We start from the raw sequence: 14,175 nt of genomic DNA on the forward strand, positions 1-14,175 counted from the left end.
CTCCCCTCTTAGTGGATGATCGGGAACTGGCGCGGGACGGTGCCGGTAACGCGCGCGTAGGCGTTGGCGACCGCGGCGGCCGAGGCGGGCACGGAGATCTCGCCGACACCACCGGGTTCGCCGGTCGGCGGCATGATGAAGACCTTCGTCTCGCGCGGCGCCTGGGCCTGGCGGGCGACGCGGAAGTCGGCGAAGCTGCCCTCGCGCACCGCGCCGTCGTCGATGTGCAGACCGGCGTAGAGGACGGTGTTGATGCCGTCCATGAGCCCGCCCTGCATCTGGGCCTCGACGCCGCGCGGGTTGATCGCCCGCCCCGGGTCGATGGCCACCAGCGCCTTGGTGACGCGCGGGTTCTTCGGGTCGCTCGCGTCGATCTCCACCAGCGTCGCGGTCATCGACTTGTACTCCTGGTGGATGCCGATGCCCTGGGCGTGCCCCTTGGGCATCGGCCGCCCCCACTTGCCCTCGGCGACCACCTTGCGCAGCACCGCCTTGGTGCGGTCGTCCTTGAGCGTCGCCAGCCGGAAGTCCACCGGGTCCTGGCCCAGGTGCTCGGCGATCCGGTCGACGGTGAGCTCCTCGGCGACCCGGTAGGCCACCGAGTGCACGCCGCGCATCACGCCGGTGTTGGGCAGGTCCACATCGGTCTCGGTGCCCGAGACCGTGGCGAGGCCGAACTCGTAGGGAACCGTCTGCGTGACGCCGATGACGACGTCGGCCACGGCTTCCTTGGCGGGCTTGCCGAGCTCCATCAGCGCGGTGAACACGATGTCGCCGAGGCCGTGGGTGAGGTCGGTCCAGGCGCCGGAGACGCGGTGGTGGAACGAGCGGACCTTGCCCGCCCGCACCGAGGCCTGCACCCGCTGGTGGGTGGCGGCGCGCATCCGGCCGTGGCGCGTGTCGTCGTTGCGGGTCCAGAACAGCTTGACGACCTTGCCGGTCGCCTTCGACACCTGCGCGGCCTCGATGGGGGCGTCCATGTGGCAGTTGCGGCCGAACGACCCGCCCGCGCGCTTGACGTGCACCGTGACGTCGGTGGTGGTGAGGCCGAGCTCCTCGGCGACGGCCTTCTGCACCTCGATCGGCACGTGGGAGGCGCACCACACCTCGGCCTTGCCGTCGCCCACGTCGGCGACGGCGAACCCGGTCTCCATCGGGGCGTGGCTGGTGAAGGCGAAGTCGAAGCGCTCGTCGAACTCGCCGCCGTCCGGGCTGACGACGTCGCCGAGGCTGCCTGCCTTCTCCTTGAGGACCTCGGCGACGTCAGCGCCGGAGCGGGTGGCCGCCGGGCCGCTGTTCCAGGTGACCTCGACCTTCTTGGCGGCTTCCATCGCCTGCCAGGTGTTCTCCGCGCACACCGCGATCCCGGTGGGGATCTGGGTGACCGCGGCGACGCCGGGCATCTTCCGGGCCGCGGAGTCGTCGTAGGAGGCGACGGTGCCGCCGATGGTCGGCGGCCGGACGACGACCGCCACCACCGAGCCGGGGATCTTGGTGTCGGAGATGTAGGACGCCTTGCCGGTGACGATGTCGCGCGCGTCCAGGCGGTTCAGCGGTTTGCCGACGACGTGGTAGCGCTCCGGCGGCTTCGGGGTCGCCGGCACGGCCGGGATCGCGACCTTGGCGGCGTCCTTGGACAGCTCGCCGAAGGTGAGCTTGCGCCCGTCCGGGGCGTAGACGCAGGTGTCCTTGGTGGACAGCCGGTTCGCCGGGATGTTCCACCGCTTGGACGCGGCGGTGACCAGCCGCGCGCGGCCCGCCGCGGCCATCGAGGCCAGCGGCTTGCGCAGCACGCGCACGGAGGTCGAGAACGCCGTCACCTGCGAGTACGACAGCTCGGGCCGCGCGTCGGCGAGGGTGATGGCGATGTCGGTGGGCTTGGCGTCGAACTCCTCGGCCAGGATCATCGCGACCGTGGTGTTGATGCCCTGACCCACCTCGGTCTTGGGCAGCTCGAACCAGACCTTGTTGTTCTCGCTGATGCCCAGGCGCAGTTCGCCGAAGGTGGGGGTGGCCAGCAGGTTGATCGCGTCACCCATGTCGAAGATGTCCGCGATCGGCGGGACCGGCAGCTGGCCGGGCACGGCGGTGGCCGCGGCGGCCTCGCCCTCGGCCAGCATCTTGCCGACGACCGTCAGCGTCGGGGCCGCCGCCAGGTAGGTGAGGAAGCGCCGGCGGCGCAGGCCCGGCCTCTCCTCGTTGTCCGCCGCGCGGGCAGGGCTTTCCATCCCAGAACTCCTCTCGGGCACGGCTCACCGCGGCGAGAACCCCTGTGCGCGGGCAGCATCGGTCCAGGTGACCGCGGTCCGTCGTTCTCGGAGCGCGACGGACCGCGCGAACATCCGGGATTCGCGTGAAAGCACGCGCGTACCACGGACATTCGCGGATGCGCTCCGCGTGGAGGAGTTCTTTCGCCGTGAAGGTGAGGCCCTGTGCCGACTTCTTTCCGTGAAACCTGAACGTCCCAGGCGCGAGGGAGTTTTCACGACATCCACCCGGCCTGTTGCTGCGCGGACCATACCGGGGTGAATTCAGCGCCATGAATCGCCCGGCCGCCGGGAACCGATTAGTCCGATCAGTGGCAGATCCTTACCACCGGCGCGGCGGCGAATCGCAAACGCGCTGTTCGGAAATAATGCGGAACGAATGGGTCTGCAAAATCACAGCCAGAACGCGTCGGCACTTTCTCCGCGCGGGTCGACATTGCGTCTTCACGGAGATTCGAACGAGTCCGTTCCGTGATGAACCGACGCTGTTAGTTCGAAGTGGAACCGATTGGTATATGCCACTTTCAACGTCACTACCTGCATCTTCAGATCCCGCACCTATCGATCGATCAATTTCGGCACGGATCTATTCCGAAACCGGGCAGTATCGAACAGTGCTCGTTCATGAAAATTCAGAATGCAGCACAGCGCGACCCGGAGAATGTAAGCGCGCGCTTGCTTCGCGGGCCGCCGAATTCCCGCGTGCTCTCAACGTCGCAACCGCGATCGGTGTCCGGCGTAAAAACGCGCCGAATGACGGGGGCCGGTTCCCGTTCCGGCATCGCCACTGCGAAGATCATCTTGTGATGGCGACATCGGTAATGGATTCGGTGCAGTGGTCGCGCGACCTGTTCGAGCCCTCCATGAGAAGAGCGATTTCCGAACTCCCGCGCGAGATGCAACGCGTGTGCGGGTATCACCTCGGATACTGGGACGCCGACGGCGACGCCACCGGCGATTCCTCCGGCAAGGCCGTGCGTCCCGCGCTGGTGCTGCTGTCGGCCGAGGCCGTCGGCGGCGCCGGATCGGTGGCCGTACCGGCGGCGGTGGCCGTCGAGCTGGTGCACAACTTCTCGCTGCTGCACGACGACGTCCTCGACCGCGACGCCGCGCGACGCGGACGTCCCACGGCCTGGGCCGCTTTCGGCGCCGGACCGGCCATCATGGCCGGTGACGCGCTGCTGTCCCTGGCCTACCGGACGCTCGCGGGCTGCGGCGCCGAAGCCGTGCGCGTGCTGCACGAGGCCACCACCGCCCTCATCGAGGGCGAAACCGCCGACCTGGCCTTCGAGGACTCCCCCGAGACCCCGGTGTCAGCGGTGGAGGCGATGGCCTGCGGCAAGACCGGCGCGCTCATCGGCGGCGCCTGCGAGCTCGGCGCCCTGCTGGGCGGTGCCTCCACCGAGCAGCGCCGGGACCTGCGGTCCTTCGGCGAGAAGCTGGGGCTGGCCTTCCAGCACGTCGACGACCTGCTGGGCATCTGGGGCGATCCCGAGGTCACCCGCAAGCCGGTGCACGCCGACCTGCGCGCCCGCAAGAAGAGCCTGCCGGTGGTCGCGGCGCTGCACTCCGGCACCGACGCCGGACGCGAGCTCGCCGCGGTCTACGCCTCCAAGGACGAGCTGCCCGACACCGAGATCGAGCAGCTGGCGCTGCTGGTCGAGAAGGCGGGCGGCCGGGACTGGAGCCGCGCGGAAGCCGAACGGCTCGTGGCGGAGTCGCTCACCGCCCTGCGCCGCGCGGAGTTCCGCCCGGGAGCGGCGGACCGGCTCGACGAGCTCGCCGCGATGATCGTCGACCGCGAGTTCTAGCGCTGCAAGCGCGGGTGTGCCCCGACGGTCATCAGGGCGATGTCGACGTAGCGCTCGGCGAGCTCCTCGGGGCTCAGCGGGCCGTCCGGGTGGTACCAGCGGCCGACCGACTGGCACATGCCCAGCAGCGCGCGGGAGGTCTCCACCGGGTCGGCGAGCGCGAAAACGCCCTTCTCGACGCCGTTTTCGATGACCTCGGTGAGGACGTTCTCCACGTCCTTGCGGCGGGCGCCGTAGCGGCGGCGGTTGCCCGGCGAGAGGTAGCGCATCTCGCCGTCGAGCGCGGCCAGCCGGAACCGGTAGGCCATGTGCAGCACGATCGCCTCGATGACGCTGACGAACTGCTCGCGCGGCGAGTCCGGGTGCTCGTCGGCGGCGGTGCGCACCCGCCAGGCCACCTCACCGGTGCCGAGTTCGAGGAGGGCGACCAGCAGCCCTTCCTTGTTCTCGTGGTGGTAGTACAGCGCGGGCACGGTCATGCCGACCCGGCGCGCGATCTGGCGCACCGTGGCTCCGTGAAAACCGCTCTCGCGGAACTCGTCCAACGCCGCGTCGAGGATCGGCGTCAGTTCGAGCGGACCGAACTCCCGCCACTCGGACTCGACACCCGGATCCGCGCTCGCTCGCGCCATGACGCACTCCTCTTCTCCCCCCGCTGCACGGGCACCTTACCGGCCGGCGCATCGCGCCGGCCGGTTCGGGCGGTGTCAGCGGGGCGCCATCCGGATCGCGCCGTCGAGGCGGATCGTCTCGCCGTTGAGCATCGGGTTCTCCACGATGTGGCGCACCAGCGAGCCGTACTCGGTCGGGTCGCCGAGCCGGGAGGGGTGCGGCACCTGCGCGCCCAGCGAGTCGATCGCCTCTTCGGGCAGCGCGGCGAACAGCGGCGTGTGGAACAGGCCTGGCGCGATGGTCGACACCCGGATCTTCAGGCCCGCCAGGTCGCGGGCGATCGGCAGCGTCATGCCGACGATGCCGCCCTTGGACGCCGAGTAGGCGGCCTGGCCGACCTGACCGTCGAAAGCCGCCACCGAGGCGGTGTTGACGATGACGCCGCGCTCCTCACCGACCGGGTCGATCGCCGACATGCGCTCGGCGGCCAGCCGCAGCACGTTGAAGGTGCCGATCAGGTTGATGTTGATGACCTTGGTGAAGTCGGCCAGCGGGAAGGCGCCCTTCTTGCCGACGGTCTTGGCGGCGTTGCCGATCCCGGCGCAGTTGACGGCGATGCGCAGCTCGCCCAGTCCGGCGGCGGCGTCGAGCGCGGCGGTGACCTGCTGCTCGTCGGTCACGTCGGCGGCGGCGAACACGACCCCGTCGCCGAGCTCCTTGGCGACCGTCTCGCCCTGCGAGGACGGCAGGTCCACGATGACGACCTTGGCGCCCTGCCCGTGCAGCTCCTTGACCGTGGCCAGGCCCAGCCCGGACGCTCCGCCGGTCACCAGCGCGACAGCACCCTTGATGTCCACTTGCCTCTCCTCACGTCTCGACCGCGTTTCCGCGCAGCGTACTGAGCGATCGATAAGCAACCAAGTCCTTGACAGCCCGAGAGTACCTAGCGATCGTTAAGTAGCCATCGAAGGAGGAGCGCCATGGACGCCGTCATCGTCGACGCGATCAGGACCCCGTCGGGCAAGGGCAAGCCGGGAGGCCAGCTCTCCGGCATCCACCCCGCCGAACTGCTCACCCGCACGCTGCGCGGGCTCGTCGAGCGCAGCGGCATCGACCCGGGCGAGATCGACGACGTCATCGGCGGCTGCGTCGGCCAGGCCGGCGAGCAGGCCCTCAACATCACCCGCAACGCCGTGCTCGGCGCCGGGTTCCCCGAGTCGGTTCCGGCCACGACCATCGACCGGCAGTGCGGGTCGAGCCAGCAGGCCGCGCACTTCGCCGCCCAGGGCGTGCTCTCCGGCGCCTACGACGTCGTCATCGCCTGCGGCGTGGAGTCGATGAGCCGGGTGCCGATGGGCACCACCCCGATGGGCACCAAGCCCGCCGGCCCCTCGGTGGCCGCGCGCTACCCGGACGGGCTGGTGAACCAGGGGGTGTCGGCGGAGCTCATCGCCGCGCGGTGGAAGTTCGGCCGCGACGAGCTCGACGAGTTCTCCGCCCGCTCGCACGCCCGCGCCGCGCTGGCCGCCTCCGGTGGCGCGTTCGACGACGAGATCCTGCCGATCACCGTCACCGGCGAGGACGGCACCGAGCGCAGCGCGAGCGCCGACGAGACGGTGCGGGTGTCCACCACCGCCGAGGGACTGGCCGGGTTGAAGCCGTCGTTCGCCAACGACGCGCTCTCCCAGCGGTTCCCGGAGATCGACTGGCGGATCACCCCCGGCAACTCCTCGCCGCTGACCGACGGCGCCTCGGCGGTGCTCATCATGAGCGAGGCCAAGGCCCGCGCGCTCGGGTTGCGGCCCAAGGCGCGGTTCCACAGCTTCGCGGTCACCGGCAGCGACCCGCTGCTCATGCTCACCGGCGTCGTCCCGGCCACCCGCAAGCTGCTGGAGCGCTCCGGGGTGTCCATCGACGACATCGACGCCTACGAGGTCAACGAGGCGTTCGCGCCGGTGCCGCTGCTGTGGCAGCGCGAGTTCGACGCCGACCCGGCGCGGCTCAACCCGCGTGGCGGGGCGATCGCGCTGGGCCACCCGCTCGGCGCCTCCGGCACCCGGATCCTGACCACGATGGTCAACCACCTGCAGGCCACCGGCGGGCGCTTCGGGCTGCAGACCATGTGCGAGGGCGGCGGGATGGCCAACGCGACGCTCATCGAACGCCTCTGAGCCGAACTCAGGCGAGGTGGACCCGGATCTGGCCGGAGTCGTCGAGCCAGCCCTTGCTGCGGGCGTAGTCGAGCATCCCGGTCCAGCGCCGCCGCCAGTCCTCGCTCGCCCCAACCGGTTCGGCGAGGGAGCGCAGGGCGTCGGCGTCGATGCGGGCGTGCCCGGTGTCGTCGATGCGGCCGAGGCCCGCGCGAGCGAGCGCGGCCGAGGCCGCCTCCGCGCTGGTCCCGGTGAGTTCGAGGTGCAGGCGGCCGAGGTCGTCGGGTTCGGCGACGGTGACCGACTCTCCTTCGACGAGGATGCGCATCTCACTGCTCCTTCACGGGTGGAGGTCGTCGGCGAGGTGCCGGGCGGTGCGGGCGGCGAGCGCGACCGAGGTCAGTGTCGGGTTGCAGGCCGTGGCGGTCGGGATGACCCCGTTGCCCGCGATGTGCAGCCCGCCGACTCCCCACACCTCGCCGTGCTCGTCGCAGACGCTGGTGCCGTCGTCGGCGCGGCCCATCCGGACCGTGCCCTGGTAGTGCAGCGAGGAACCCGGTTCGAGGACGATCGGGTCGTCGTCGAGCGGCTCGCCCAGCGCCTCCGCCGCGGCGCGCACCGCCTTGCCCGCCGCCTCGATGGTGGCACGGTCGCGGTCGGTGAGCCCGTAGTGGATCCGCATCGCCGGCATGCCGAGCTCGTCGCGTTCCTCGCCGAAGGTGACCCGGTCGTCGGCGCGGATCTCCTTGGCGCAGAACCAGCCGAGGCCGACGACCGACCCCGGAGCCGGGGTGTCGTCGAGCGGCACCGGTGAGGCGTCGAGCTGCATGACCTGGCCGTGGAACGGCTGCTCGTCGGTGAACGGCACCCACGACACACCGCTGCGCCCGGGCGTTCCCTCCTCCGCGCGGACGTCGCGCAGCCGGACCGCGAAGATCACCTGCGGCTGGTCGTTGAGGTGGCGGCCCAGCGCCTCTGGCCGCACGCCCGAGGCCCACAGCAGCCGCGGGGTGCGCAGCGCGTCGGCGGCGACCACCACCCGCCGGGCGCGGATCCGGTGCTCGCCGCCGTCGCGGAGGTCGCGCACGAGCAGCCCGCGCACCCGGTCGCCGTCGACGAGCACGCGGGTGACCGGGGCGTCCGGGAACAGGGCGTGCCGGGGGTTGCGCCTGGTCGGCTCGCCGAAGACGACGTCGGCACCGGACCAGCGGAGCCGACCGTCGGTGCCCCGGCGCGCGGCCAGCGGCATGGCGCGCACGCGCCGGTCCTCAGATCTGCCGGTGTCGAACGCCGCGCCCAGGCGTTCTCGGATCTGCGCGGCGTAGGGCGCGTCGGGGAACTCGGCGACGCCGAGCAGCCGTTCGGCCTCGTCGAGGTCGCCGTCCAGGTCCGGCAGGAACGGGATGCGCTCGCCGCCGCCGGGACGCGGGCAGGCGGCCGTCCAGTGCGCGCCCATGCCGCCGACGTTGGTCGACATCGCCGCGCCGGGCATCGCCTCGGCACCCGGCACCAGGTGCGTTCCCGGGCGACCGGCGCGGCCACCTCCTTCGGACCACCGCTGGGCTCGTTCGCGCGCGGTGTCGGGGAGGTTCTTGACGTGCTCGCCCGGCGGATCGGCCAGCAGCGGACCGGCCTCGAAGGTCGCCACCCGCAGGTCCGGACGGCGTTCGGACAGCACCCGCGCGACCGCGGCGCCGCACGGTCCGCTGCCGACGATCGCGACGTCGACCCGCTCGGGGAAGGTGCGGGTCACGGCAGCACGAGGCGCTTGCGGTCCCGGCCGCCCCCGGGCACGGGCATGTAGGAGATCCGCAGCCGCACCGCCACGTCCACCTCGTGCTCGCCGGGTTCCGGGGCCTGCTCGGTCTCGAACGCCAGCACCGCCCGCTCCCCCATCTCCCACCGGTCGTCGGTGATCCCGCCCAGCTCGGCGAAGGAGTAGGTGTTGCCGTGCACGGTGAACGAGGTGCGCTCGGCGGGCACCGGCCGCCCGTCGAAGGTCAGGTCGACGGCCTCGACCATCGACAGGAACAGCCCGCGGTAGTAGGGCATCCGGACCTCCAGCCGCCCGCCGGGCCGGCCGTCCTCGCGGCGCCGGAAACCGTCCTCGCAGAGGATGTACTGGTCGAACACTGCGCTTCTCCCTCGTTCTCAGGCGGTTTCGCCGAGCAGGCGGGCGAGCATCCGCTGCTGGCGGGCGACCTGCTCGACGCTGTCGACGGGGTGGGCGTCCTGGATGTGCCGGTTGCCCTCGTACTCGCTGGAGAGGTAACCGGTGAAGCCGCCGTCGGCGAGCACCGGGACGATCTCGTCGTAGGGGATGCTGAACTCGGCGTGCTCGTCGGGCATCTCGTAGAACTTGGCCTGCACGTGCCCGATGAAGGCCATGTGCTCGAGCATGTCCTTCGGCTCCGACCAGATGTAGTGCGTGGCCTGCCGTGCCAGGCCGAACTCGACGGGCCCGCCGCCCCGGTAGTTGACGACGTCCATCAGCGCGTGGGTGTCGCCGCCGTCGTCGTAGGTGCGCACGATGTAGTCGACCAGCTCGGGTTTCGCGCCGTCGCGCAGCGCCCGCTCGCTGACCACGCGCGGGAATCGCCGCACGTGGATGCCCATGTCGGGCATCAGCCCGAGCACGTGCGCCCCGACGCGGTGCATCACCTCCAGGTGCTCGACGACCCAGGGGTGGCGGTAGTGGAACGGCGCGTGCACCTCCAGCAGGATCCGCACGCCGCGCTCCTCGGCGTGGGGCGCGGCGGCTTCCATCACCTCGGGCGGGAAGTTGATGGTCGCCTTGACGATCCCGGCGCCGAGGGCGACCGCGATGTCGATGTCGCGGTGCACGGAGGCGACCTGCTCGTCGAGGGTCAGCCAGCGGTCGGGGTGCAGCTTGGTGTCGAGGAAGGCGTTGGTGGCCACCGGAGTAGTGCCGTAGGTGTTCATCCAGCCGCGCCAGGAGTCGAGGAATTCCTCGGTGAGCACCGGGAATCCGGGGATCGACTGCTCGGGGATGATCTCGATGCCCAGCGCGCCCATCCGGGCGCAGGCGGCGACGCAGTCCTCGACGGACATGGTGCGCAGGAAGTACTCCTCCTGGAAGGAGTACAGGCTCACCCCTCGCCGGATCGCGGAAGCGCGGGTCTGCTCGCTCATCGGCCGCTTGTCTCCTTCGTCGAGGCCAGGTCCGGGATCAGTCTGCCGCCCCGCCACATCGAATTCAACATGTTGATTCTATTTTCTCGGCCCAAAACCGCCCGCGCATCAGCGCGCGGAGCTCACTCGCCCGTGCGGCCTCCGACCAGGTAGGCCATGACCATGTGCGTCAGGTCGGCCAGGATCGTCCACCACTCCCCCTGACCGGCCGCCTCCTGGGCGCTGCCCAGGCCCAGCCACCGGGCCAGCACGCTGTAGACCACCGTGAAGCTCCACTCCAGCGCGTGCCGGGGATCGTCGTGGGCGATCTCCTCCGCGCGTGACTCCAGCGCGGCGATGAACGCCTCCCGCATCTCCGCGTGCGCCTGCGCACCGGCCTCGGCGATCTGGGCGTCCTGGTTGGCCAGGAACATGAACGGCGCCAGCACGGCGGCGTTGCGGCGCAGCAGGTCCGCCGCCGTGGTGATCACCCGCTCCACGGCCTGCCCGAACGACTCGCCGGGCGTCGGTCCGCCGGAGAACACCGCGCGCTGCTCGTCGCGCACCCGCTGCATCTCGCGGGTGTGGGCGGCGCGGATGAGATCGTCCTTGCTGCTCACGCGCCCGTAGATGGACCCGGTGGACACACCCGCCCGCTGCGCGACCTCCACGAGCGTGAAGGAGTCGGAGCGCCGCTCCATCAGCAGCTCGACGACGGCGTCCAGCGCCTTGTCGAACGACAGGCGGCTGCGCTCCTGCTTCGGTGCGCGAACTCGGGTGTCCATGATCTCCACGATCCGACCGTACGGCATGTCCCGGGCCGGGATCCCGCCGACGCGCGACGGCATCACACGGCCGGAGCCGCGTAGCGGCCCCGCCAGAACACCATAGGCTCACCCGCCTCCGGCGAGGCCTCCAGCGCCCGGACCCGGCCCAGCACGAGCTCGTGATCCCCGGCCGGGAGCACCCGGTCGACGTCGCAGTCCACCCGCAGCACCGCCCCGGCCAGCCGCGGCCCGCACGGGCCGGGCTCGCCGTGCGCCTCGAAGCGGCCGGGGCGCTTGTCGGCGAAGTCGCGGCAGACCTCCTCCTGGCTCGCGGCCAGCACGTTGACGCAGAACCGCCCGGCCGCCCGGATCCGCGGCCAGGAGGTGCTGCGCCGGTCCGGCAGGAACCCGACCAGCGGCGGGTCCAGCGACACCGAGGTGAAGGTGCCGACCACCATCCCCACCGGCGTCCCGTCCGCCCCGGTGGCGGTGACGACCGAGACGCCGGTCGGGTAGTGGCCCAGGGCGCGCCGGAGTTCGGCGGTGCCGAGCATGTCGTGCCTCCTCAGTCGTTCTCGCGCCGGTCGATCTCGGCGGCCATCCGCTCGTGCTCGCCGTCGAGGTCCCAGTACGCGATCGCCCACGCCTGCAGCGCGATGAGCAGCACCGGAGCGCCGTAGAACAGCACGCGGATGGCGGTCAGGGCGCTGTCTCCGACGTGGTCGGGCGCGTAGCCGGCGAGACCGAGCCCGTAGGCGACGCCGGCCGAGCCCAGCGCCGAACCGACCTTGGTGGCGAAGCTGATGCCGGAGGACAGCAGCCCCTCGTTGCGGGTGCCGTAGCGCCACTGCTGGTACTCCACGCAGTCGGCGGTCATGGTGAACATCGACGTCATCGACAGCCCGATGGCCAGGGTCGCGACCGTGTAGAAGGCCAGGAACAGCGGGAAGCTCGCCTCGAAGAAGATCATCGACGACCAGGCGAGGCCACCGACCAGCAGCGCCTGCAGGTTGCCGCGCCGCTTGCCGAAGCGCCGGTAGTACGGGGCGGCGACCAGACCGGCCAGCAGCATCATGCCCGAGACCATCGGCAGCAGCACCGAGATCGCCCACGGCTTGTGCAGCACTTCGAGCGCGAAGTAAACGGTGACCGCCAGAACCGTGCCCAGGCGCACGAAGTTGAGCACGCCGTAGGCGAAAGTCACCTTCCACGGCCGGTTCCCGAGCAGGGTGCGCACCGCGGCGCGCGGCGACATCGACTCGGATTCGGCCGGCAGCGCGTAGCGCTCCTTGCAGGCGGCGAAGGTGAACGCGAAGAACCCGACGCTCAGGGCGCTGTAGATCAGCGCGGCCACGGTCCAGCCGAACTGCGCGTCGCCGCCGCCGAGCAGGGCCACGAACGGCGTGGTGGTGGCGGTGACGATGATCGTGCCGATGGAACTGCCCACCGCGCGCAGCCCGCCCATCTGCATCCGCTCGTGCGAATCGCGGGTCATCATCGGCAGCAGCGAGCTGTAGGGCACGTTGACCAGGGAGAACAGCAGCCCGAGCGTGAGGTAGGTGAGGAACGCGTAGATGATCTTGCCGGTGTCGCCGACGTCGGGAACGGTGAAGGTCAGCACCCCGAGGATGCCGAAGGGCACCGACACGAACACCAGGTACGGGCGGGCCTTGCCCCAGCGGGTGCGGGTGCGGTCCACCAGGATGCCGATGAACGGGTCGACGATCGCGTCGAGCAGCCGCGCGATGAGGAACATGGTGCCCAGCACGCCGGCCGAGATCGCCGCGACGTCGGTGTAGTAGTAGAGCAGGAACCCGCCGACGAGGTTCCAGGAGAGGTTCGAGGCCAGGTCGCCGGCTCCGTAGCCGAGCTTCTCCCGCAGGCCGAGTCTCGGGTCCGTGCGGACCCCCGCTTTGCCGGTGATGTCCACGTGCTCCGCTCCTTTGCGCGCACGGTGCCGCGCGGCACCGGGGAACCATCGCTCCCCAGGCTGCGCGACAGATCGGTTAAAGTAAATCCATCACTCTGGTTTTTGTTTCTCGTCGTCGAGCGCTTTCAGGGAGCCGCAGTCACGTGTCCGCACCCGCCTCCACCCCGCCGCGCGTCCGCCGCCACCGGGGACTGTTCAGCTGCCTGGTCCTGCTCACCGCGCTCGGCGCCCTGGACCAGACGATCGTGGCCACCGCGCTGCCGACCATCACCGCGGAACTCGGTGCGCCGGAACGGGCTTCGTGGATCGTCACCGCCTACGCGCTGGCGATGACCGCGGTCATGCCCGCCGTCGGCGCGCTGGCCGACCGGGTGGGGCGACGCCGGATGCTGGGGCTGTCGATCGCGGTGTTCGTCGGCGCTTCGGCGGTGTGCGGTGTGGCCACCTCGGTGGAGGTGCTGGCGGCGGCGCGGTTCGCGCAGGGCCTCGGCGGGGCGGGCCTGCTGGTGCTGCCGCAGACCGTGGTCGCCGACGTCGTGCCCGCGCGCGAGCGGGCCGCCTACCTGGGCCCGCTCGGCGCGGTGTTCGCGCTGGCGACGGTGATCAGCCCGCTGCTGGGCGGGTGGTTGACCGACGCGGTGTCGTGGCGGTGGGTCTTCTGGCTCAACCTGCCGCTGGGCGCGGCGGCCGCCGTGCTGGTGCTCGCCACGATCCCGGTCGTCCGGCCGGTCGCCGCGAGCGCCCGGTTCGACACCCCGGGAGCCGTGCTGCTGGCCGCCGTGGCGGCCGGAGCGGTGCTGATCAGCGTCTCCGCCGCCGAGACCGGGTGGGGCGCGGCCACGTTCGCGGCCGCGGCGGTCGTCGCGGTGCTGCTGGTGGCCGCCCTGATCCGGGAGCGGCGGGCCGCCGAACCGGTGCTGCCGCTGCGGGTGCCGCACCCTCGGATGGTCATCGGCTGCTACCTGCTCGCGCTGCTGTCCGGGCTGGGGCTGTTCGGCTTGCTGGCCTACGTGCCGACGTGGGCGCACCGCGCGCACGACGCGGACGCCTCGACGGCGGGAATGCTGCTCCTGCCCGCCACGCTCGGCATCGTGATCGGGATGAACGCCTCCGGGCAGCTGGTGCGCCGGATCGGCCGCTGGCGGCTGTTCCCGGCACTGGGCTCGGCCCCGGCCGCCGCCGCGGCGACCGCGCTGGCGACCACCGAGACCTCGCTGCTCGCGGCCGGTCTGCTGCTCGCCCTGGTGGGGCTGGGAACGGGTCTGTTCATGCAGATCATCGTGGTGGCTGCCCAGGACGCGGTTCCGGGCGGCGCGGTCGGTGCCGTCACCTCGGGCATGACCTTCACCCGCGAGCTCGGCGTCACCGTCGGCACCGCGATCCTGGGCGCCCTGGCCGCGCACGACCCGACGTTCACCGCCGTCTTCCTCACCACGGCGGGCTGCTTCGCGTTCTCGCTGCTGCTGGCCCTCGCGCTGCCGCACCGGACGCTGTCGGAGAGCTGAG

13 protein-coding genes are annotated in these 14,175 nt (G+C 71.3%); 3 read left to right on the top strand and 10 right to left on the bottom strand.

Going from position 1 to position 14,175, the window contains the following annotated elements; genetic code table 11:
• Positions 1 to 8: 8 nt before the first annotated feature.
• Positions 9 to 2,228 carry a xanthine dehydrogenase family protein molybdopterin-binding subunit gene (locus BM424_RS27325; protein WP_093423947.1) on the bottom strand — a complete coding sequence of 740 codons (2,220 nt, stop codon included), beginning with the start codon at positions 2,226 to 2,228 and terminating at the stop codon, positions 9 to 11.
• An 845-nt stretch (positions 2,229 to 3,073) separates the two neighbouring features.
• On the opposite strand from BM424_RS27325, the gene BM424_RS27330 reads away from it, so the two are divergent.
• A complete protein-coding gene (locus BM424_RS27330) occupies positions 3,074 to 4,078 on the top strand; it encodes a polyprenyl synthetase family protein (RefSeq protein ID WP_093423950.1) in 1,005 nt (334 codons plus the stop codon).
• On the opposite strand, the gene BM424_RS27335 is transcribed toward BM424_RS27330, so the two are convergent.
• On the bottom strand, positions 4,075 to 4,710 hold the full coding sequence (locus BM424_RS27335) for a TetR/AcrR family transcriptional regulator (RefSeq protein ID WP_093423951.1): 636 nt from the start codon (positions 4,708 to 4,710) through the stop codon (positions 4,075 to 4,077). The two genes, BM424_RS27330 and BM424_RS27335, sit on opposite strands and share 4 nt — an antisense overlap.
• Positions 4,711 to 4,785: 75 nt before the next feature.
• Positions 4,786 to 5,547 (bottom strand): 3-hydroxyacyl-CoA dehydrogenase, encoded by a 762-nt coding sequence (locus tag BM424_RS27340; RefSeq protein ID WP_093423954.1) that lies wholly within the window; start codon positions 5,545 to 5,547, stop codon positions 4,786 to 4,788.
• A gap of 123 nt (positions 5,548 to 5,670) precedes the next feature.
• On the opposite strand from BM424_RS27340, the gene BM424_RS27345 reads away from it, so the two are divergent.
• Entirely contained in the window at positions 5,671 to 6,861 is a 1,191-nt protein-coding gene (locus BM424_RS27345; protein WP_093423956.1) for a thiolase family protein, read from the top strand.
• Between the two features lie 7 nt (positions 6,862 to 6,868).
• On the opposite strand, the gene BM424_RS27350 is transcribed toward BM424_RS27345, so the two are convergent.
• The 7 genes from BM424_RS27350 to BM424_RS27380 form a co-directional block, all read right to left on the bottom strand.
• Positions 6,869 to 7,168: a hypothetical protein gene (locus BM424_RS27350; protein WP_093423958.1), complete on the bottom strand. Its 300-nt coding sequence runs from the start codon at positions 7,166 to 7,168 to the stop codon at positions 6,869 to 6,871.
• Between the two features lie 12 nt (positions 7,169 to 7,180).
• Positions 7,181 to 8,593 (bottom strand): GMC oxidoreductase, encoded by a 1,413-nt coding sequence (locus tag BM424_RS27355; protein ID WP_093423961.1) that lies wholly within the window; start codon positions 8,591 to 8,593, stop codon positions 7,181 to 7,183.
• Positions 8,590 to 8,973, bottom strand: coding sequence for a C-glycoside deglycosidase beta subunit domain-containing protein (locus BM424_RS27360; RefSeq protein WP_093423964.1), 384 nt, complete (start codon positions 8,971 to 8,973; stop codon positions 8,590 to 8,592). Before BM424_RS27360 ends, BM424_RS27355 begins: the two co-directional genes overlap by 4 nt.
• Positions 8,974 to 8,991: 18 nt before the next feature.
• Positions 8,992 to 9,993: a sugar phosphate isomerase/epimerase family protein gene (locus BM424_RS27365; RefSeq protein ID WP_093423966.1), complete on the bottom strand. Its 1,002-nt coding sequence runs from the start codon at positions 9,991 to 9,993 to the stop codon at positions 8,992 to 8,994.
• 122 nt (positions 9,994 to 10,115) lie between these two features.
• Positions 10,116 to 10,757 (bottom strand): TetR/AcrR family transcriptional regulator, encoded by a 642-nt coding sequence (locus tag BM424_RS27370; RefSeq protein ID WP_245776175.1) that lies wholly within the window; start codon positions 10,755 to 10,757, stop codon positions 10,116 to 10,118.
• Positions 10,758 to 10,819: 62 nt separating this feature from the next.
• Positions 10,820 to 11,293 carry a flavin reductase family protein gene (locus BM424_RS27375; protein ID WP_093423969.1) on the bottom strand — a complete coding sequence of 158 codons (474 nt, stop codon included), beginning with the start codon at positions 11,291 to 11,293 and terminating at the stop codon, positions 10,820 to 10,822.
• Between the two features lie 11 nt (positions 11,294 to 11,304).
• Positions 11,305 to 12,669, bottom strand: coding sequence for an MFS transporter (locus BM424_RS27380; RefSeq protein ID WP_175548287.1), 1,365 nt, complete (start codon positions 12,667 to 12,669; stop codon positions 11,305 to 11,307).
• A 95-nt stretch (positions 12,670 to 12,764) separates the two neighbouring features.
• Here BM424_RS27380 and BM424_RS27385 point away from each other — a divergent pair, with 95 nt between their 5' ends.
• Entirely contained in the window at positions 12,765 to 14,174 is a 1,410-nt protein-coding gene (locus tag BM424_RS27385; RefSeq protein WP_281248809.1) for an MFS transporter, read from the top strand.
• Position 14,175: the final 1 nt, after the last annotated feature.

This window comes from Saccharopolyspora flava (assembly GCF_900116135.1).
In the GTDB taxonomy this organism is placed as follows: Bacteria; Actinomycetota; Actinomycetes; order Mycobacteriales; family Pseudonocardiaceae; genus Saccharopolyspora; species Saccharopolyspora flava.

What these genes read in the sequence shown, in the direction of transcription:
- BM424_RS27370 (WP_245776175.1), bottom strand. Translation starts at nt 10,757, where the DNA reads ATGGACACCCGAGTTCGCGCACCGAAGCAGGAGCGCAGCCGCCTGTCG.
- BM424_RS27365 (WP_093423966.1), bottom strand. Translation starts at nt 9,993, where the DNA reads ATGAGCGAGCAGACCCGCGCTTCCGCGATCCGGCGAGGGGTGAGCCTG.
- BM424_RS27330 (WP_093423950.1), top strand. Translation starts at nt 3,074, where the DNA reads ATGGCGACATCGGTAATGGATTCGGTGCAGTGGTCGCGCGACCTGTTC.
- BM424_RS27375 (WP_093423969.1), bottom strand. Translation starts at nt 11,293, where the DNA reads ATGCTCGGCACCGCCGAACTCCGGCGCGCCCTGGGCCACTACCCGACC.
- BM424_RS27335 (WP_093423951.1), bottom strand. Translation starts at nt 4,710, where the DNA reads ATGGCGCGAGCGAGCGCGGATCCGGGTGTCGAGTCCGAGTGGCGGGAG.
- BM424_RS27345 (WP_093423956.1), top strand. Translation starts at nt 5,671, where the DNA reads ATGGACGCCGTCATCGTCGACGCGATCAGGACCCCGTCGGGCAAGGGC.
- BM424_RS27325 (WP_093423947.1), bottom strand. Translation starts at nt 2,228, where the DNA reads ATGGAAAGCCCTGCCCGCGCGGCGGACAACGAGGAGAGGCCGGGCCTG.
- BM424_RS27350 (WP_093423958.1), bottom strand. Translation starts at nt 7,168, where the DNA reads ATGCGCATCCTCGTCGAAGGAGAGTCGGTCACCGTCGCCGAACCCGAC.